Annotated in this window: 17 protein-coding genes; 6 read left to right on the top strand and 11 right to left on the bottom strand. The window is 59.6% G+C overall.

Translation table 11 applies throughout. The features are described from left to right. Positions 1-81 precede the first annotated feature (81 nt). The 8 genes from ACHEXK_RS00690 to ACHEXK_RS00655 form a co-directional block, all read right to left on the bottom strand. Entirely contained in the window at positions 82-1,068 is a 987-nt protein-coding gene (locus ACHEXK_RS00690) for a tripartite tricarboxylate transporter substrate-binding protein (RefSeq protein ID WP_416547351.1), read from the bottom strand. Positions 1,069-1,199: 131 nt separating this feature from the next. After that, positions 1,200-2,456, bottom strand: a complete 1,257-nt coding sequence (locus ACHEXK_RS00685) for a phenylacetate--CoA ligase family protein (protein WP_416547350.1) — start codon at positions 2,454-2,456, stop codon at positions 1,200-1,202. A 54-nt stretch (positions 2,457-2,510) separates the two neighbouring features. After that, on the bottom strand, positions 2,511-3,320 hold the full coding sequence (locus ACHEXK_RS00680) for an ABC transporter ATP-binding protein (RefSeq protein ID WP_416547349.1): 810 nt from the start codon (positions 3,318-3,320) through the stop codon (positions 2,511-2,513). 136 nt (positions 3,321-3,456) lie between these two features. After that, a complete protein-coding gene (locus ACHEXK_RS00675) occupies positions 3,457-4,794 on the bottom strand; it encodes an ABC transporter substrate-binding protein (RefSeq protein WP_416547348.1) in 1,338 nt (445 codons plus the stop codon). Between the two features lie 65 nt (positions 4,795-4,859). Continuing rightward, positions 4,860-5,936 carry a branched-chain amino acid ABC transporter permease gene (locus ACHEXK_RS00670; protein ID WP_416547347.1) on the bottom strand — a complete coding sequence of 359 codons (1,077 nt, stop codon included), beginning with the start codon at positions 5,934-5,936 and terminating at the stop codon, positions 4,860-4,862. An 11-nt stretch (positions 5,937-5,947) separates the two neighbouring features. Continuing rightward, a complete protein-coding gene (locus ACHEXK_RS00665) occupies positions 5,948-6,877 on the bottom strand; it encodes a branched-chain amino acid ABC transporter permease (RefSeq protein WP_416547346.1) in 930 nt (309 codons plus the stop codon). A 12-nt stretch (positions 6,878-6,889) separates the two neighbouring features. Next, complete coding sequence (locus tag ACHEXK_RS00660) at positions 6,890-7,672, bottom strand: ABC transporter ATP-binding protein (RefSeq protein ID WP_100117969.1); 783 nt, start codon at positions 7,670-7,672, stop codon at positions 6,890-6,892. A 79-nt stretch (positions 7,673-7,751) separates the two neighbouring features. After that, a complete protein-coding gene (locus tag ACHEXK_RS00655) occupies positions 7,752-9,698 on the bottom strand; it encodes an AMP-dependent synthetase/ligase (RefSeq protein ID WP_416547345.1) in 1,947 nt (648 codons plus the stop codon). A gap of 146 nt (positions 9,699-9,844) precedes the next feature. Between ACHEXK_RS00655 and ACHEXK_RS00650 the strand changes: the two genes are divergently transcribed. The 6 genes from ACHEXK_RS00650 to ACHEXK_RS00625 all read left to right on the top strand — a co-directional run bounded on the left by ACHEXK_RS00650 (position 9,845) and on the right by ACHEXK_RS00625 (position 17,309). Continuing rightward, entirely contained in the window at positions 9,845-10,570 is a 726-nt protein-coding gene (locus ACHEXK_RS00650) for a Crp/Fnr family transcriptional regulator (protein WP_416547344.1), read from the top strand. Positions 10,571-10,639: 69 nt separating this feature from the next. Further along, the gene (locus tag ACHEXK_RS00645) at positions 10,640-11,548 is read left to right on the top strand and encodes a pseudouridine synthase (protein ID WP_416547343.1); all 909 of its coding nucleotides are present in this window, start codon (positions 10,640-10,642) and stop codon (positions 11,546-11,548) included. Positions 11,549-11,571: 23 nt separating this feature from the next. After that, positions 11,572-12,585, top strand: coding sequence for an ABC transporter substrate-binding protein (locus ACHEXK_RS00640; RefSeq protein WP_416548982.1), 1,014 nt, complete (start codon positions 11,572-11,574; stop codon positions 12,583-12,585). Positions 12,586-12,669: 84 nt separating this feature from the next. Further along, entirely contained in the window at positions 12,670-14,640 is a 1,971-nt protein-coding gene (htpG, locus tag ACHEXK_RS00635) for a molecular chaperone HtpG (protein ID WP_416547342.1), read from the top strand. Positions 14,641-14,814: 174 nt separating this feature from the next. Then, complete coding sequence (locus ACHEXK_RS00630; protein ID WP_416548980.1) at positions 14,815-15,981, top strand: MFS transporter; 1,167 nt, start codon at positions 14,815-14,817, stop codon at positions 15,979-15,981. Positions 15,982-16,070: 89 nt separating this feature from the next. Further along, positions 16,071-17,309 (top strand): MFS transporter, encoded by a 1,239-nt coding sequence (locus ACHEXK_RS00625; RefSeq protein ID WP_416547341.1) that lies wholly within the window; start codon positions 16,071-16,073, stop codon positions 17,307-17,309. A 38-nt stretch (positions 17,310-17,347) separates the two neighbouring features. Here the strand turns inward: ACHEXK_RS00625 and ACHEXK_RS00620 are convergent, their stop codons facing one another. Genes ACHEXK_RS00620 through ACHEXK_RS00610 form a run of 3 tightly spaced genes read right to left on the bottom strand, consistent with a single transcriptional unit; the run spans position 17,348 to position 20,157 of the window. Continuing rightward, positions 17,348-18,415, bottom strand: a complete 1,068-nt coding sequence (locus tag ACHEXK_RS00620) for an ABC transporter ATP-binding protein (protein ID WP_416547340.1) — start codon at positions 18,413-18,415, stop codon at positions 17,348-17,350. A 12-nt stretch (positions 18,416-18,427) separates the two neighbouring features. Then, a complete protein-coding gene (locus ACHEXK_RS00615; RefSeq protein WP_416547339.1) occupies positions 18,428-19,282 on the bottom strand; it encodes a carbohydrate ABC transporter permease in 855 nt (284 codons plus the stop codon). Continuing rightward, the gene (locus ACHEXK_RS00610; RefSeq protein WP_416547338.1) at positions 19,279-20,157 is read right to left on the bottom strand and encodes a carbohydrate ABC transporter permease; all 879 of its coding nucleotides are present in this window, start codon (positions 20,155-20,157) and stop codon (positions 19,279-19,281) included. The genes ACHEXK_RS00615 and ACHEXK_RS00610 overlap by 4 nt, the downstream gene beginning before the upstream one ends.

Raw genomic sequence — 20,157 nt, 5'->3', positions numbered from 1 at the left:
AAAACCCGATGCGCAGGCATCGGGTTGTTTCACTCCATCGGCCTGTGCGGCCGATGTGGCGGGGTCTCCCCTTGCGGGAACTCAGTCGGCGTACTTGCCAGCCGCGTCCACAGCGGCCTTGATCTTGATCATCTCAGCAGCCACAAACTTCTTGTGTTCGGCCGGATCGGAACGCTTGTCGGTCACCACCAAAGCGCCCAAATCTTGGTTTTTCTTGATGAAATCAGGATCTTTCAAGACCTTCTTCAAGGCGTCGTTCAGGGTTTTGGTGATCGCAGCAGGTGTCCCTTTGGGGGCATACAAACCATGCCAGATGGTCAGGTCAAAGTTTTTCAGACCCATTTCTTGCAAGCTGGGGTAGTGCTTGAGCACAGGGTGGCCGGCCAAAGGCTTGGCGGTGGTGACCGCGAAGGCCTTGACGCGTCCACCTTCAATTTGCGCCACGGTGTTGGTGGTCTGGTCACACATCACATCGACTTGACCACCAATCAGGGCGGTCATGGCGGGCGCGGTGCCGCCAAAAGGGATGGTGGTCATCGCTTCTTTGGTCTGCAAGTTGGCTTGCCACAGCAGTCCGCAAATGTGCGAGGCAGAACCCAAGCCGGCGTGCGCAATGTTCAATTTGCCGGCGTTGGCACGGATGTAGTTTTCAAAGTCGCGGTATGTGTTGGCGGGCAACTGGGGCTTGCCAATCAGGGTCATGGGCACGTCGTTGACCATGCCCAAGAACTCGAAGTCCTCCAACGGCTTGTAGGCGATCTTGCGGTACAGCGCGGGGGTTGCAGCCATGCCGATGTGGAAGAGCAAAAGTGTGTGCCCATCGGGATTGGCTTTGGCCACCTTGGTCGCACCGATTGTGCCGCCAGCGCCAGCGGCGTTTTCAACGACGAAGTTGCTGCCTGGAATTTGCTTGCGCATGCCTTCGGCCAGGTCGCGTGCAACGCGGTCGGTCGGTCCACCGGCGGTGAAGGGAACGACGATGGAAATGGGCTTGGTGCCAGGGAAGGCCTGCGCCAATGCGCCCACGGAAGCGGCCGCCAAAGCGGCCAAGGCGAATAATTTTTTCATTTCAAAACCCCAAAAGTGATGCTCTAGTCTAGAACCAAAGTTGGGGTTTGGCATGGCGGAAAGTACTTAGACGCTTTCCCTAATTTCCCCCATGAAACAAGGGCTTGGGGTCTCTTCGTCGGCCACCCGGTTCACTGGTAACTGCGGGCGTCCTCGATCACTTTGCCGTCGTTCGCCAAACTGCCAGTGGCCACCAAATGGACTTCGCCGCGCAGCTTGGTCACGTCGCGCACCGCATCGGCCACGCGGCTCTTGAGGCCGTCGTCGGTCAACACGCCCGTCTCGACATGCAGGGCCATTTGGTCGTTGGCCATCTCGCCCGTCACCACCAGGCGTGCCTTGCTCACTTCGGGGAAGCGTTTGACGATCTCGGCCACCTGGCCGGGGTGCACAAACATGCCCCGAATCTTGGTGGTCTGGTCAGCACGGCCCATCCAGCCCTTGATGCGTTGGCCCGTGCGGCCGGTGGGGCAGGTGCCCGGCAAGATGGCCGAGAGGTCGCCCGTGCCAAAGCGGATCAAGGGGTAGTCGGGGTTGAGTGAGGTGATGACCAGTTCACCCACCTCACCTTCAGGCACCGGATCGCCCGTGCCGGGACGCACGATCTCCACGATCACGCCTTCGTCCAGCACCAAACCTTCACGCGCTGCGGTTTCATAGGCAATCAGGCCCACATCGGCCGTGGCATAGCACTGGTAGGCGTCCACACCGTGCGCTGTCATCCAGTCGCGCAGGCTGGGCGGAAAAGCTTCGCCCGACACCAGCGCTTTGCGCAAGCTGGGCAGGGCCACGCCCATCTCAGCGGCTTTTTCAAGGATGATTTTCAAAAAACTGGGCGTGCCGATGTAGCCCGCAGGCTGCAGCTCGGCCATGGCGCTCACTTGCTGCTCGGTCTGGCCAATGCCGCCCGGGAACACGGTGCAGCCCAAGGCATGGGCACCGGTTTCCATCATGGAGCCCGCTGGCGTGAAGTGGTAGCTGAAACAGTTGTGGATCAGCTCGCCCGGGCGAAAACCTGCTGCAAACATCGTGCGGGCCATGCGCCAGTAATCGGCACGGGTGCCTTCAGGCTCGTAAATCGTACCGGGGCTGGCAAACACGCGGGTCATGCCGGCACCAAAACCGAGGGTGCTGAAACCACCAAACACATTGCCACCTGCAGCGCGTGCAGCTTTTTGACGCTCCAGCAACTCGTGTTTGCGGATGACCGGCAAAAGGGCCAATGCACTTCGGTTGGTGACGCTGGCAGCCTCGACATCGTGCAGCAAGTCGGCAAACGCCGGTGCCTTGGCCTTGGCGTGCGCGACCTGCGCGGGCAAAGCCGCCATCAAGGCAGCTTCTCGGACTTGCGGGGCACGCGTTTCCAACGCATCAAAGTGCTGAGACATGGTTTTCTTTCTGGGGAACAGCGGTGAGAAAGGACAATTCGGGCATCCAGGCCATCAAGCCAACCAACGCTTGCGGCGCTTGTAGCTCTTGACGTCCTTGAAGCTTTTGCGCTCACCACCGCCCATGCCCAAATAGAACTCTTTCACGTCTTCGTTGGTGCGCAAGTCTTCGGCGGCACCGTCCATCACGATGCGGCCCGACTCCATGATGTAGCCGTAGTCGGCGTACTTGAGCGCCATGTTGGTGTTCTGCTCGGCGATCAGGAAGGTGACTTTTTCCTTCTCGTTCAAATCCTTGACGATGTTGAACACCTCTTCCACGATCTGCGGGGCCAAGCCCATGGAGGGCTCGTCCAGCAACACCATATTGGGGTTGGTCATCAAGGCGCGGCCAATGGCGCACATTTGCTGTTCACCACCCGAGGTGTAGGCCGCTTGCGAGGTGCGGCGGGTTTTCAGCCGCGGGAAGTAGGTGTAGACCTTGTCCAGGTTGGCCGCGATCTCGCCCTTGTCGCTGCGGGTGTAGCTGCCGGTCATCAGGTTTTCTTCAATGGTCAGGTGGGCAAAGCAGTGGCGCCCTTCCATCACCTGCACCACGCCTCGGTTCACCAGGTCGGCCGGAGAGAGGTTTTCGATGCGCTCGCCGCGCAGCTCGATCGAGCCCTTGGTCACCGCGCCACGCTCGCCTTGCAGCAAGTTGGAAATCGCCCGCAAGGTGGTGGTCTTGCCTGCACCGTTGCCGCCGAGCAAGGCCACGATGCCTTGTTCGGGCACCTGCAGGGACACGCCCTTGAGCACCAAGATGACGTGGTTGTAAATGACCTCGATGCCATTGACGTTCAGAACAATGTTTTTGTCGCTCATGGACTGTGCCTTTTCAAATTCTGGGGTTCAAGCCAAATGAAACCGCTGCACGCAAGGGTTTCATGTGGCCGCTGCACGGTGGCGCAAACCACCGTGCAGCGGCAGCCCACCGCTTGCGCAGCGGGCTGTTCACCGATCAGGACTGGCAATCCGCAGGGGTGCGGCGTGTCAGCTTCTTCTCGGCGGCGTACTTGTCGGCAGCGGCTTTGACCATGGGCTTGATGATCTGCTCATCGGCCTGGTACCAGTCGCTGGAGAACTCCCACTTGCTGCCGTTCCATGTGTGGATACGGGCCCAGTTGGCACCCATGTGGTCCGCGCAAGAGGTCGACACAGGGCGCAACACGCCCTTGAAGCCCAAGGCATCCAGTTTGGGCTGGGTCAGGTTCAGGTTTTCATAGCCCCAGCGCGCTTGCTCGCCGGTCATGACTTTGCCCTTGCCATACTTCTCTTGCGCTTGGCGCACACCTTCGACAGCGAACATGGCGCTGAACAAACCGCGCATGTAAAGCACTTCGCCCACTTCATCCTTGGGGCCCGTGCCCTGGTTCTTGGCGTGCAATTTCTCCAGCACTTCCTTCACAATCGCAGAGCCTTTTTCGGTGCCGTGCTGCATGGTGATGGCGTTGTAGCCTTTGGCGCCCATGCCCACGTCTTTGACGTCAGGCTCGGCACCTGCCCACCACACGCCGTAAATGTTCTCACGGGGGTAGCCGGTGGCTTGCGCTTCTTTGAGCAAGGTGGAGTTCATCACACCCCAGCCCCAGTTGACCACGTAGTCTGGGCGGCTTTGGCGAATCTGCAACCAAGTGGATTTTTGCTCCACACCAGGGTGGGTCACAGGCAGCAAGCTCAGCTTGAAGCCATGCATGGCCGCGCGCTCTTGCAAGATGGGGATGGCTTCCTTGCCAAATGGGCTGTCGTGGTAGACCAGCGCGATGTGCTTGCCCTTGAGCTTGTCTGCACCACCGACTTTTTTGGCAATGTCTTGGATGATGACATCACCGGCCACCCAGTAGGTGCCTGCCAGGGGGAAGTTCCACTTGAACACACCACCGTCAGCCGATTCGCTGCGGCCGTAGCCTGCGGTGATCAAAGGAATCTTGTCGCCAGGGGCTTTTTCGGTCAGAGCGAAGGTGATGCCGGTGGACAACGGCTGGAACACGGTCGCGCCGCCGTTCTTACCCTTCAGGCGCTCATAGCACTCCACACCACGGTCGGTGGCGTAGCCGGTTTCGCACTCTTCAAAGCTGACCTTCACGCCGTTGATGCCACCGCGCGCATTGACCAGCTTGAGGTAGTCGACATAGCCGTTGGCAAAGGGCACGCCGTTGGGCGCGTAAGCGCCAGTGCGGTAAACCAGCACGGGGAAAAACTGCTCTTTGGTTTGGGCCGTGGCCACGGTGCTGACCAGCGCACTGGCAAGACCGGCGGCCGCCACCGTGGTGGCAAGGACGAGTTGACGAAGCTTCATGGTTTGTCTCCTGTTAAAAAAGGGAAGCACTTGGGGTAAAAACACTTGGGAAAAATGGGGGCACATCAGTGCGGGAAGGGCCACAGCCGCAGCTTTTGCTTGGCCACCGACCAGAGCTTGGCCAGGCCATGCGGCTCCACGATCAGGAACCACACAATCAGGGCGCCGAAGATCATGAATTCAGTGTGCGAGACGGCTGCAGTCGAAATATTGACCCCCACCATGCCACCCGCCCAAGGCAGAAACTGGTTCAGGAAAATCGGCAAGATCACAATGAAAGCGGCACCAAAGAAGCTGCCCATGATCGAGCCCATGCCACCAATGATGACCATGAACAACAATTGGAAGGAGCGATCAATCGAGAAAGCCGCTGGCTCCCAAGAACCCAGGTGCACAAAGCCCCACAAGGCGCCGGCCACACCGACAATGAAAGAGCTCACGGCGAAAGCGCTGAGCTTGGCGTAAACGGGACGGATGCCGATCACAGCAGCGGCGACATCCATGTCGCGAATGGCCATCCACTCGCGGCCAATGGCCGAGCGCACCAGGTTTTTGGCCAGCAAACCAAACACCACCAAAAAGACCAAGCAGAAGATGTACTTTTGCAGCGGCGTCTCAATCGGCAAACCCAACACATTCAGGTTCGACACCGAAACCGAGCCCGAAGCGTTGTTGTTGGTGAACCAGCCCACGCGCAGGAAAGCCCAGTCGCAAAAGAACTGCGCCGCCAAAGTGGCCACCGCCAAATAAAGACCCTTGACGCGCAGACTGGGAATGCCGAAGAACATGCCCACCAAGGTGGCAAAAAATCCACCCGCCAAAAGCGCCACGATCAGGGGCATGCCCTCAATCCGAACATAGGTGTTGTAGGCCATGTAGGCCCCCACCGCCATGAAGGCACCCGAGCCCAGTGAAATTTGCCCACAATAGCCGACCAAAATATTCACCCCCAAAGCGGCCAGGGACAAAATGAGGAACGGGATCAGAATGGCGCGGAACATGTACTCGTCGACCAAGAAGGGGACGCCGACGAAAGCAAAGGCGATGAGCGCCAAAATGGCCCAACGGTCTTGTGCGATGGCAAAGATTTGCTGATCGCTGCGGTAAGAGGTCTTGAACTGACCGTTTTCTCTGTAAAACATGTGTTGTCTCCTTACACGCGGTCAATGATTTTTTCGCCGAACAGCCCCTGCGGACGGAACAACAAGAACACCAGCGCCAGCACATACGCAAACCAAATTTCAATGCCGCCACCCACCATCGGGCCGAGGTACACCTCGGACAATTTCTCGCCCACACCGATGATCAAGCCACCGATGATGGCGCCGGGCACCGAAGTCAGGCCACCCAAAATGATGACGGGCAAGGCCCGCAAAGCCACCGTGGTCAGCGAAAACTGCACGCCCATTTTGGAGCCCCAGATGATGCCGGCCACCAAGGCCGTCAGGCCGGCCACAAACCACACAATCACCCAAATGCGGTTGAGTGGAATGCCAATCGATTGAGCGGCCTGGTGGTCATCGGCCACCGCACGCAAGGCACGGCCAGTGCTGGTCTTTTGGAAGAACAGCGACAAAACCACCACCAACAAGGCCGCGATGCACGCTGCATAGACGTCTTCCAGGTTGACCAGTACGCCCCCCGGGAACACCGAGTCCAACAAAAACACCGGGTCTTTGGGCATGCCCACGTCGATTTTGTAAATGTCGCTGCCAAAAATGGTCTGGCCCAAACCGTCCAAGAAGTACGTGATGCCCAAAGTGGCCATGAGCAGGGTCACGCCTTCTTGGTTGACCAGGTGGCGCAGCACCAAGCGCTCGATCAGCCAAGCCAAAGCAAACATGACCACCGCCGACAGCGCAAAGGCCAGCAAGTTACCCAAAAACTTGTCCTCCAGACCGAGCCAGCCCGGAATCCACTCCGAAAAACGCGCCATCGCCAAAGCGGCAAAAAGCACCATCGCGCCCTGCGCAAAGTTGAACACGCCCGAGGCCTTGAAAATCAACACAAAACCCAGTGCCACCAAGGCATAGAGCATGCCGGCCATCAGGCCACCCAACAGAGCTTCTAGAAAAAATGCCATGTCTTGTTCTCCTCAGTGGCTGGTGCCGAGATAGGCACTGATCACTTCTTCGTTGTTGCGCACTTCTTCGGGGGTTCCGTCGCCGATTTTTTTGCCGTAGTCCAGCACCACCACGCGGTCCGAAATGTCCATCACCACCCCCATGTCGTGCTCGATCAAGACGATGGTCGAGCCGAACTCGTCGTTCACATCCAGAATGAAGCGGCACATGTCCTGCTTTTCTTCCATGTTCATGCCGGCCATGGGCTCGTCCAGCAGCAGCACTTGCGGCTCCATGGCCAAAGCGCGGCCCAAGTCCACCCGCTTTTGCAAGCCATAAGGCAGCTGGCCCACTGGCGTTTTGCGAAAGGCCTGAATTTCCAAGAAGTCGATGATGTGCTCGACAAATTCGCGGTGCTCTTCTTCCTCGCGCTGGGCGGGGCCGATGCGCAAGGCCTGCATGAAGAGGTTGCTTTTGATGCGCAGGTTGCGGCCCGTCATGATGTTGTCGATCACGCTCATGCCCTTGAACAGCGCCAAGTTCTGAAAGGTGCGGGCAATGCCCATCTCGGCCACTTGGCGGCTGTTCATGTGGCCGAACTTTTGGCCGCGGAACGTGATGCTGCCCTCTTGCGGCTGGTAAACGCCATTGATGCAGTTGAGCATCGAGCTTTTGCCTGCGCCGTTGGGGCCAATGATGGCGCGCACTTCGTGCTCGCGCACATTGAAAGAGATGTCGGTCAGCGCCTTCACGCCGCCGAATCGCAAACTGATGTTGCTGACGTCCAGGATGACGTCGCCGATTTTCTTGGTCATTTGACCCCCACGCTTGTCATTTCATGTACTGCGCTGCCCCCCAAGGGGGACTTCGCAACTTGGAGCGGTCCGGCCTTGCTCATGCTGCGGCCTTCACGGGTGTGAATGTTTTGGCGTCGGAAATCTGGAGGGTGGCACTGACGCTGCCGGTGCGACCGTCCTCGAACTTCACCACGGTCTCGATGAACTGCTCTGTCCGGCCTTCGTACAGGCCATCGACCAGCGGTTTGTACTTCTCGGCAATGAAGCCCCGACGAACCTTGTTGGTCCGAGTGAGCTCACCATCGTCGGCATCGAGCTCTTTGTGCAGGATCAAAAAGCGCGAGACTTGGCTGCCCGCCAGCATGGCGTCTTCGGCCAAATCGGCATTGACCTTCTCCACACACTCTTTGATCAATTGGTACACCTCGGACTTTTGCGCCAAATCGGTGTAGCCGGCGTAGGGCAAGTTGCGGCGCTCGGCCCAATTGCCCACGGCATCAAAGTCGATGTTGAGCATCACGCACACTTTTTCGCGCTGATCGCCATAGGCCACCACCTCTTTGATGTGCGGGAAGAACTTGAGTTTGTTTTCGACGTATTTGGGCGCGAACATCGCGCCATCGTTGGCCCCCCCCTGAATGCGGCCCACGTCTTTGACGCGGTCGATGATCTTGAGGTGACCGTGGCTGTCGATGAAGCCGGCGTCACTGGTGTGGTACCAACCATCGGGCGTGAGCACCTCGTCGGTGGCCTTCTGGTTTTTGTAGTAACCCTTGAGCAAGCCGGGCGACTTGACCAAAATCTCGCCGTTGTCAGCCACCTTGATTTCAACCCCTTTACAAGGCACTCCGACGGTGTCGGCACGGGCTTCGTTGTCGGGCTGAAGGCACACGAACACAGCGGTTTCAGTGGAGCCATACAACTGTTTGATGTTCACGCCAATCGAGCGGAAGAACGTGAACAAATCCGGGCCAATGGCCTCGCCCGCAGTGTAGGCCACGCGCACGCGGCTGAAACCCATGTTGTTGCGCAAAGGGCCGTACACCATGAGGTTGCCCAAGGCATACAGCAAACGGTCCAACATGCCAACCGACTGGCCATCCATCAAGGCAGGCCCCACTTTTTTGGCCACGCCCATGAAGTAGTGAAAGAGCTTGCGTTTGAAACTGCCCGCGTCCTCCATGCGGATCATGACGCTGGTGAGCATGCCTTCAAACACCCGGGGCGGCGCGAAATAATAGGTCGGGCCAATTTCTTTGAGATCGATGGTCACGGTGGCCGATGACTCGGGGCAATTGACCACGTAACCGCACACCAACCACTGCGCATAGCTGAAGATGTTTTGGCCAATCCAAGCGGGTGGCATGTAAGCCAGCACATCCTCGGCGCTGGTCAGCTTGTCGAACTCGGCACCGGCATCGGCTCGGTCGATCAAGGAGCTGTGCGTGTGCACCACCCCTTTGGGGTTGCCCGTGGTGCCGGATGTGAAGAACATGGCCGCGACATCGGTGTAGGCCGCTTGCTCCACTTCTTCGCTGAAAAACTGCGGGTGCTGCTGCGCAAACACGCCACCGGCCGCCATCAGCTCTTCGAGCGAACCCAAACCCTCTTCGGTGTACTTGCGCAGGCCGCGTGGGTCATCGTAATAAATGTGCGTCAGCTGCGGGCACTTTTCGCGCACTTCCAGCATCTTATCGACCTGCTCTTGGTCCTCCACCACAGCAAAACGCACTTCGGCGTTGGTGATGGGGAACACGCATTCGGCCGCAGCGGCATCTTGGTAGAGCGGCACCGGAATCGCCCCCAGAGACTGGGCAGCCAGCATGGTGGCGTAAAGGCGGGGGCGGTTGGAGCCCACCACGATCAGGTGCTCGCCGCGCTGCAAGCCGGCCTGATGCAAGCCACAAGCCACAGACTGGACCAAATGGGCCAGTTCGGACCAACTGGTGGTTTGCCAAATGCCATATTCCTTCTCGCGCAGAGCGGGCGCGGAGGGGCGCTCGGCAGCGTGCTTGAGCATCAAACGGGGAAACGTTGTTTGCATGATCTGACGGGTCTCCAAATGGGTCGCACACCCTAGCGTGCAACAGAACTTGGCGGAATCGTAGGCACTCATTTGACGTTGAGTTGTCGTTTGGACGACAATTCAGGGAAGACCCCTAGCACAACTGACCTGAGTCTGACACCGCCATGGCCACCCCACAAAGCGTTTACCAGCGCCGCCGCAGCCCAACAGCCGAGGAATTGGCCAGCATCCCTTGGCTGTCTTTGCTCACACCGAGTGAGCGGCAGCAAATCGAATCCGAATTGGTGGTCAGCGATCCACAACCGGGCGACTACGTCTGCCGCGTGGGGCGTCCAGTCACCTACTGGTTTGGGGTGATCTCGGGCCTGCTCAAGATGAGCAGCGACAACGAAAGCGGCCAGACCATGACCTTCACGGGCGTGCCGCCCGGCGGCTGGTTTGGCGAAGGCACCGCCCTCAAACGCGAGATTTACCGCTACAACATCCAGCCCCTGCGGGCCAGCGTGGTGGCCGGTTTGCCTGTCGACACCTTCCATTGGCTGATTGACCATTCGCTGGGATTCAACCGCTTCATCATGCAGCAGCTCAATGAGCGGTTGGGCCAGTTCATCGCAGCCCGCGAAATGGACCGCATGTCCAACCCCGAGCTGCGCTTGGCGCGCCATCTGGCGGCCTTGTTCAATCCGGTTTTGTTTTCGGGCGTGGGGGAAGTGCTGCGCATCACCCAGCAAGAACTGGGGTATCTGGTCGGTCTGTCACGCCAACGCGTGAACGAAGCGCTCAAAGTCCTGGAAGCCCATCAACTGATTCGCATCGAATACGGTGGCCTGCGCATCCTGAATTTGCAGGGCCTGCGCACCCTGCAATTCCATGATGCGCGCGCGAGATGAACGCCGTCCTGCCGCTGAACGGGGCGAAAACAGCGGACAATCGGGCAACTTCTTTGAACCCCTGACCCCATGAACCAGCCACCGGTTTTCAAACGCGCGCCCCGTCCCGAAGGCAAAGGCGAAGCCGCCGCCCCCAGCGGCACTTCGCGCCTGAACAAACGCATGGCCGAGTTGCGCATGTGCTCGCGCCGCGAAGCCGATGCCTGGATCGAGCAAGGCTGGGTGATGGTCAACGGCCTGCCCGCCAGCATGGGCCAGCAAGTCAGCCTGTCAGACCGCATCACCATCGACAAAGCCGCGGAGCAACAGCAAGAGCGGCAAGTGACGATCCTGCTGCACAAGCCCATGGGCTATGTCAGTGGCCAAGCCGAAGACGGACACGAGCCCGCCATCACCCTCATCAACCCGCGCAGCCACTGGGGCGGTGACCCGTCCAAACTGCGTTTCACCCCACCCCACCTGCGCAATCTGGCCCCCGCCGGACGCCTGGACATCGACTCCACCGGTCTGTTGGTGCTGACGCAAGATGGACGTGTGGCGCGTCAGTTGATTGGCGAAGACTCCGAGATGGAAAAAGAGTATTTGGTGCGCGTGGCCTACACCGGCCATGAGAACACCGCCGCCGCCGCAGCCGCCTCGGCCACCTACGGCGGCAAGTCCAACCAACTCACCGCCATTGGCGACTTCGACCGGGTCAGCGCCAACGTGCAAGCCGTCTTCCCCAAAGCGCAACTCGAGCGCCTGCGCCACGGCCTGAGCCTGGACGGCAAACCCCTCAAGCCCGCCCAGGTGGACTGGCAAAACCCCGAGCAATTGCGCTTTGTGCTGACCGAAGGCAAAAAACGTCAAATTCGCCGCATGTGCGAGCAAGTGGGCCTGAAAGTGGTGGGCCTCAAGCGCATCCGCATGGGCAAGGTCCAACTGGGCCAAATGCCCGCCGGCACTTGGCGTTATTTGGGACCGAACGAATCGTTTTGAAAGGACGCACGATGAAACAAACAATGGTCACCGCTTGCCTCATCACAGCCATTGGGGCCGCCAGTTCGGCAGGGGCTCAAACCGGCAGCCTCAACGCCATCTGCAGCACCGACCAGAACTGGTGCGAAATGGCCGCCAAAGAGTTCACCAAGGCCACGGGCATCACCATCAACCAGACCCGCAAAGCCACCGGCGAAGCCCTGGCACAAATCCGAGCCGAAGCGGCCAACCCCAAGACCGACATCTGGTGGGGGGGCACGGGTGACCCGTTTTTGCAAGCCGCCGAAATCGGCCTGCTGGCACCGTATCGGCCCGATTACCTGAACGACCTGCACGGCTGGAGCGTGCGCCAATACGCCATGACACAAAACATGGTGGGCGGCTTCTACACCAGCGCCATCGGCTTTGGCTGGAACACCGAGCTGCTCAAGAAAAAGAAACTGCCCGAGCCCAAATGCTGGTCGGATGTGATCAAACCCATCTACAAAGGCGAGGTTGAAATTTCTCACCCCGCCTCCAGCGGCACGGCCTACACCATTTTGGCGGGGTTGGTGCAGATGATGGGCGAAGACGCGGCTTTTGAATACATGAAAGCCTTGCACAAAAACGTGACGCAATACACCCGCAGTGGCACGGCTCAAGCGCCCAATGTCGCCAAAGGCGAAGTGGCCGTGGGCATCAGCTTCATCTTCGGCTTTGACGGCTGGCGCCACAACAAATACCCAGTGGCCACCGTGGCGCCTTGCGAAGGCACGAGTTATGAAATCGGCGGTATCGCCATGGTCAAAGGTGCACGCAACGCGGCCAACGCCAAACGCTATTACGACTGGCTCATGAGCCCTGCAGGCCAAAGCATCGGCGCCAAAGCCGACAGCCTGCAAAGCCCAGCCAACAAAACTTTCAAGCCTGACCCTCGTATCCCGTCCATGGACAGCGTGCGTTTGATCAAGTACGACTTTGAAAAATACGGCCGATCCGCCGAGCGTCGCCGCCTGCTGGAGCGCTGGAACAAGGAAGTCGGCAGCCTGGCCCAATAAGCCCTCTTGAAACCCTGCCAAGCGCCCCCAACTGAGGGGCGTTTTGGTTTTCTGATCTCTGTGTTTATTACCTGTTGAATTGATATGAGCAAACAAACCCATGCCTTTCAGGCCGAAGTCGCGCAACTGCTGCACCTGGTCACCCACTCGCTGTACTCCAACCAAGAGATTTTTCTGCGCGAGCTGATCTCCAACGCCTCGGACGCCTGCGACAAGCTGCGCTTTGAAGCACTCAACAACACCGCGCTGTACGAAGACGCGCCCGAACTGCAAGTGCGCTTGTCGTTCGACAAAGCGGCCAAGACCTTGACCATCACCGACAACGGCATCGGCATGACGGCGCAAGAAACCATTGACCACCTCGGCACGATCGCCAAGAGCGGCACCAAGGACTTCATGAACAAATTGAGCGGTGACCAGCAGTCCGATGCACAGCTGATTGGCCAGTTTGGTGTCGGCTTTTATTCGGGCTTCATCGTTGCCGAAAAAATCACCGTCGAAACCCGACGTGCAGGCGCAGCAGCGGCCGAAGGCGTGCGCTGGATCAGCGGTGGCACGGGCGACTTCGAGGTCGAGACCATCCACCGCGCCGAACGCGGCACCAGCGTGATCTTGCACCTGCGCGAAGAAGCGCTGGAATACGCCAACACCTGGAAGCTCAAGGAAATCGTTGGCAAATACGCCGACCACATCAGCCTGCCCATCCTGATGGAAAAGGAAGCGTGGAAAGACGGCGAGTTGATCGACCCGAACGATGAAAACGGTGGCCGCCAGCCCGGCGCCATGGTCAAGACCGGCGAGTGGGAAACCATCAACAAAGCCAGCGCGCTGTGGACCCGCCCCAAGAAAGACATCACCGAGGCGCAATACGCCGACTTTTACAAACAAATCAGCCGTGACTTTGAAGCCCCGCTGACCTGGACGCACAACCGCGTGGAGGGCAGCACCGAGTACACCCAGCTGCTCTACATTCCCTCCAAAGCCCCGCACGACCTGTGGAACCGCGACAAGAAAGCGGGCATCAAGCTGTATGTCAAGCGCGTCTTCATCATGGACGACGCTGAGGCGCTGATGCCCAGCTACCTGCGCTTTGTGAAGGGCGTGGTGGACTCGGCCGACCTGCCGCTGAACGTGAGCCGCGAGCTGCTGCAAGAAAGCCGCGATGTCAAAGCCATCCGCGAAGGCTGCACGAAGCGCGTGTTGTCCATGTTGGAAGATTTGGCCAAACACGACAAGGCCCCTGAAGCCGGTGCCGATGGCGTGACAGACGTCTTGAGCGACGAGGACAAAGCGAAACTGGGCCAGTACACCCAGTTCTACGCCGAGTTCGGCGCGGTGCTCAAAGAAGGCCTGGGCGAAGACTTTGGCAACAAAGACCGTCTGGCCAAGTTGGTGCGTTTCGCATCGACCACCAACGACACCGTGAACGTGAGCTTTGCCGACTACAAGGCCCGCATGAAGGACGGCCAAGACGCGATTTACTACATCACCGCCGACACCCTGGCCGCGGCCAAGAACAGCCCACAGCTGGAGGTGTTCAAGAAAAAAGGCATCGAAGTGCTGCTGATGACCGACCGTGTGGACGAATGGGCACTCAACTTTGTGCACGAGTTCGACGGCACCCCACTGCAAAGCGTGGCCAAGGGCGCGTTTGATTTGGGCAAGCTGCAAGACGATGAAGAAAAGAAAGCCGCCGAAGACGCAGCCGAAACCTTCAAGCCCGTGCTGGCCAAACTCAAAGAAGCGCTCAAAGACAAAGCCGAAGACGTGCGCGTGACCAGCCGCTTGGTGGACAGCCCCGCCTGCCTGGTGGTGACCGACGACGGCATGAGCATGCAACTGGCCCGCATGCTCAAGCAAGCCGGTCAACAAGCCCCTGACGTCAAGCCCGTGCTCGAAGTCAACCCCGAACACGCGTTGGTCAAGAAACTCGACGGCTCGGTGCACTTCCACGACCTGGCCCACATCCTGTTTGACCAAGCCCTGTTGGCCGAGGGCGGTTTGCCCGAAGACCCGGCGGCTTATGTGAAGCGGGTGAATGCGTTGCTGAGCTGAGCGGCCAGCACGCCCACCCCAAGCCCCGCCGGATGGAGGTCTGGCGGGGCTTTTTCATGCCATCCTTGGACAATGAGAGCGCCTCCTTCATCGCGCTGCTCGATCGCACGAATATATGATGGGCTCAACCGCCACAGGCGCCCAGCGTCCACCTCCCCTGAAGACCTCCAGATGATGTCCTCGAGCAAGCCCGAATCCCACCACGCCACCCGCCTGGCATTTTGGGTGGCGGGTGTCGCCGCTTCTGCTTGGGCACCGTTGGTGCCCTACGTGAAGCAGCGCCTTCAAGTGGATGACCGTTCACTGGGCCTTTTGCTGCTGTGCCTGGGCATAGGGTCTGTGGCGGCGATGGTACGAACTGGGCCACTGTGCGCGCGTTTCGGCTGCAAACCCATCATCCTCTCTGGCGGCATGTGCGTGGCCCTGCTTTTGCCTTGGCTCGCCTGGAGCCACTCCTGGGCCGTGATGGCCGTTGCACTTTTTGTTTTTGGGGCTGCATTGGGTTCGCTCGATGTGGCCATGAACATCCATGCCGTTGAAGTGGAGCGCAGCGCAGGCCGACCCATGATGTCGGGTTTTCACGCGCTCTTCAGCGTCGGCGGAGGCTCTGGGGCCGCTTTGGTCACGGCACTTTTGTCCTGCGCCTGGCCCCCGGTCGCCGCTGTGTTGGTGTGCTCGCTTTTGATAGGCATCGCCTTGTTGATCGCCGCCCCTCGCTTTTTAAATACCGCTACCGCAGAGCATGAAGGTACAAGCGCAAGCATGGCCTGGCCCCAAGGTCCCATTGTGATTTTGTCTGTCTTGGCAGCCGTCTCATTTTTGGTAGAAGGCGCCTTGCTGGATTGGGGTGCACTGTTGATGACTGAGATGGGATTGAGCACAAGGGAGAGTGCGGGTTGGGGCTATGCCCTGTTTTCTCTGGCCATGACTGTGGGGCGCTTCAGCGGTGACTCGGTGACCGCCCGATTGGGGGACAGGGCTGTGATTTTCTGGGGCGGGTTGGCGGTTGTGTGTGGCTTCATTTGCTTGCTGACCTTCCATCGCTTTGGCTTGGCCATGGCTGGTTTTGTGCTGATTGGCCTGGGCGCTGCCAACGTTGTACCCGTGCTGTTTCGACAAGCCGGTCAACAAAGCATCATGCCCACTGCTGCAGCCATCTCTGCCTTGACCACCACGGCTTATGCGGGATACTTGTTGGGGCCGGCGCTCGTGGGCTGGATCTCCGAAGTGGCTGGGTTGACAACGGCTTTCTGGCTATTGGCCGCCTTGATGGCCTTGGTGCCCATCTTTGCCCCGGCTGTCAGCCAGACCCCGTGCACGGCGCCCCAAGCCGACCACTGACGTTTGATGCCTCAGACGCCTTCCAAGCAGCGCCGGATGCAGTAACCCACAAGACAAGCAGCCCCACGCTCATCGGCTAGATTGCGACGATGCACACCCTCCCCGCCGACCCCACCCTCATCGATTCCCGCCAAGCCGCCTGGCGCTTGCTGGCCACGCTGGGCCTCGTGGTGCTGGGCAACAGCAGCATGTACATCGTCTCGGTGGTGCTGCCTGCCGTGCAAACCGAGTTTGGGGTGGGCCGGGCCGACGCTTCGCTGCCTTACACCTTGATGATGATTTGCTTGGGGCTGGGCGGCCTGATCACTGGCCGTTTGGCCGACCGCCACGGTCTGGTGCCGGTGCTGTGGATCGGTGCTTTGGCCGTGTGTGGCGGCTTTGTGTGGGCGGGCCTGTCGGGCAGCATTTGGGCTTTTGGCCTGGCCCATGGTTTGATGGGTCTGATTGGCAGTTCGTCCACCTTTGCCCCCTTGATGGCCGACACCGCTTTGTGGTGGAACCGCCGACGCGGCATTGCCGTGGCCATTTGTGCCAGCGGCAATTACATCGCGGGCACGATCTGGCCGCCCATCGTGCAGCACGGTGTGGAGACTTTGGGCTGGCGACAAACCTACATCTTGCTGGGCTTTTTTTGTGGCACCGGCATGCTGTTGCTGGCCACACGGATGCGCCAGCGCCCGCCGCTGGTGACCTTGACACCAGCCAATGCCGAAGCCACGTCCGTGGACCGCAGCCGGCCCTTTGGTTTGCAAGTGGCCCATGCCCAAGGCCTGTTGTTTGTGGCGGGTGTGGCATGTTGTGTGGCCATGTCCATGCCACAGGTGCACATCGTGGCCTATTGCACCGACCTGGGCTTTGGTGCGGCACGCGGGGCTGAAATGCTGTCACTCATGTTGGCCAGTGGCATCGTCAGCCGATTGGTGTTTGGCGTGATCAGCGACCGCATTGGTGGCATTCGCACTTTGCTGCTGGGCTCGTTTTTACAAGGTGTGGCGCTGCTGATGTTTTTGCCTTTTGATGGCATGGTGCCGCTGTACCTGGTGTCGGCCATGTTCGGGCTGTTTCAAGGCGGCATTGTGCCGGCCTATGCCATCATCATCCGCGAACACTTCGCCCCCCAAGAAGCCGGTGCCCGCGTGGGTGCCGTCATCATGGCCACACTGCTGGGCATGGCCTTGGGCGGCTGGATGTCGGGCTGGGTGTTTGATGTGACGGGCAGTTACCACGCCGCCTTTTTGAATGGCATTGCCTGGAACTTGCTGAACCTGTGCATCGCCAGCTGGTTGTTCGTGCGGGTGCGGCGGGCCGAGCGCCGCGCCGCGCATTGAGCGGCGCTCAACGGTCTGTGGGACCGGATGTTGGGGGATCAGCCCAGGCGCGCCCCACTGGCGCGGTCAAACACATGCGACTGGTCGGCGCGCCATTGCAGGTGCACCGCGTCGCCCACAGCGGCTTGCAACACACCCGGCACACGGGCGGTGAACTTGCCTGCAGCGGTCTCCACCGTGGCGTAGGTCTCGGGGCCCGTCGGCTCGATCATGCTGAGCTTGCCGGGCAGGCCCGTGGTGGCAAAGCTGACGCTTTCGGGGCGCAGGCCATAAACCAGATCGGCGCTGCCATGGGCTTGCAGGGCGGCGCTTTGTGCGTCGGTCAGGCCCAGGTCCACACCGTGGGCCGACAAGCGGCTCCCAAGCCATTGCGCGTCGACCATGTTCATCGCGGGTGAGCCAATGAACTCGGCCACAAAGCGATTGGCTGGGCGGTTGTAGATCTCGTTGGGCGTGCCGAACTGTTGCACCAAGCCGTCCTTCATCACGGCGATGCGGTCGCCCAGCGTCATGGCTTCGACCTGGTCGTGCGTGACGTACACCGTGGTGGTTTGGGTGCGCTGGTGCAGCAATTTGATTTCGGCACGCATTTCCACGCGCAGTTTGGCATCCAGGTTGGACAGGGGCTCGTCAAACAAGAACAGTTTGGGATCCCGCGCCAAGGCACGGCCCATGGCCACGCGTTGGCGCTGGCCGCCCGACAGCTGGCCGGGTTTGCGGTCGAGCAGGTGGCCGATTTGCAGCATGGCCGACACGCGGTCCACAGCGGCCTTGCGCTCGGCCTTGGGCACTTTGCGGATCTCCAGACCAAAGGCAATGTTTTGCGCCACGGTCATGTTGGGGTAGAGCGCGTAGCTCTGAAACACCATGGCGATGTCGCGGTCCTTGCTGGGCAGTTGGGTCACATCACGGTCACCAATGTGGATGCTGCCGCTGGTGGGATGGTCCAGGCCCGCGATCATCGACAGCAGCGTCGATTTGCCGCAGCCCGATGGGCCGACCAAGATCAAGAATTCACCGGCGTCGATTTCCAGATCGATGCCCTTGAGGATATGGACCTTGTCGTTGTAGGTCTTGTGGATGTTGCGAATGGCAAGTGCGCCCATGATGTTTTCCCTTTAACCCTTGACGGCGCCTGCGGTGAGGCCGCGCACAAAATATTTTCCCGCCACCACATACACCAACAAAGTGGGCAAGGCCGCGATCAGGGCAGCGGCCATGTCCACGTTGTATTCCTTGACGGCGCTGGAGGTGTTGGCCAAGTTGTTCAAGCCCACAGTGATGGGTTTGCTGTCAGCACCCGAGAACACCACACCGTACAAAAAGTCGTTCCAGATGTTGGTGAACTGCCAGATGAGCGTGACCACCAAAATCGGCAAAGACAGTGGCAGAACGATGCGGCGAAAGATCATCCAAAAGCCCGCTCCGTCGAGCTGCGCGGCCTTGATCAATTCATCCGGCAGGCCGATGTAATAGTTGCGGAAAAACAGCGTGGTCGATGGAATGCCCGCGACCACGTGTACCAGCATCAGGCCCCATATGGAGCTGGCCACGCCCAACCAACCCAGCACCTGGCTCATGGGCAACAGCACCACCTGCATGGGCATGAACACGCCAAACAGCATGAAAGCAAACAGCGTCTCACTGCCGCGAAACTTCCACTTGCTCAGCACATAGCCGTTGAGTGATCCGATCAGCGTGGACAGCAGCACCGCAGGCACCACCATCACCATGGAGTTCCAGAAAAAGGGCTTGAGGCCTTCGCACTGCACGCCGGTGCAGGCACTGCCCCAGGCCTTGAACCAAGCGTCCAAGGTGGGCGCGGTGGGCAGGCTCAACAGATGGCCTGCGCGCAGCTGCTCGGCATCCTTGAGCGAGGTGGTCAGCATCACATAAAGCGGCACCAAAAACCAGGCGGCAAACAACAGCAGCATGGCCCACAGGACGAGGCGATGAAAATTCAGGCGGTTCATCGTTTGCTCCGCAATTCAGAATACAAATAGGGCACCACAATGGCGGCCACGGTCGCCAGCATCACGGTGGCACTGGCCGCGCCCACGCCAATTTGACCGCGTGTGAAGGCCGTGGCGTACATGAAGGTGGCGGGCAAGTCGGTGGCATAGCCGGGGCCGCCCGCGGTGAGCGCCATGACCAAGTCAAAGCTCTTGATGGCCAGGTGCGAGACCACCAGCAAGGTGCTGAAAAACACCGGCCCCAAGCTGGGCAAAATGATGCGCCAGTAAATGGTTGGCAAGCTTGCGCCATCGACCTGAGCGGCCTTGATGATCGAGTCGTCGATGCCGCGCAGGGCGGCCAAAAACAGGGCCATGACAAAGCCCGCGCTCTGCCACACACCGGCAATGACCACGCAATAGATGGCCATGTCCTGGTTGACCAACCATTCAAAATGGAAATCGGTGAACCCCCAGCTGTGCATCAGGTGTTGCAAGCCCAGGCCGGGATTCAAAATCCATTTCCAGGCGGTGCCTGTCACAATGAATGAGATCGCCATGGGGTAAAGGTAAATGGTGCGCAACACGCCTTCGCCGCGCACCTTTTGGTCCAGCAAAATGGCCAGCAACACGCCCAGCGCCATCGCCCCCCCAATGAAGAAAAAGCCGAACACCGCCATGTTCGTCATGGCCACACGAAATCGGTCACTCTCGAGCAAGGCGCCGTAATGCTGCAGGCCCACAAACTCGTAGTTGGGCAACAGACGCGAAGCGGACACGGAGAGGTAGCCATTCCAGGCCATCAGACCGTAAATGAACAACAGCGACAACACAAAGCTGGGCGCGATGACCAACTTGGGCAACCAGGCCGCTTGCTGTGGGGATGGTGAAGACAT

It is taken from the genome of Limnohabitans sp. DCL3 (assembly GCF_048019295.1).
GTDB lineage: Bacteria > Pseudomonadota > Gammaproteobacteria > Burkholderiales > Burkholderiaceae_C > Limnohabitans_A.
This window is presented reverse-complemented; position numbering and strand designations above follow the sequence as displayed.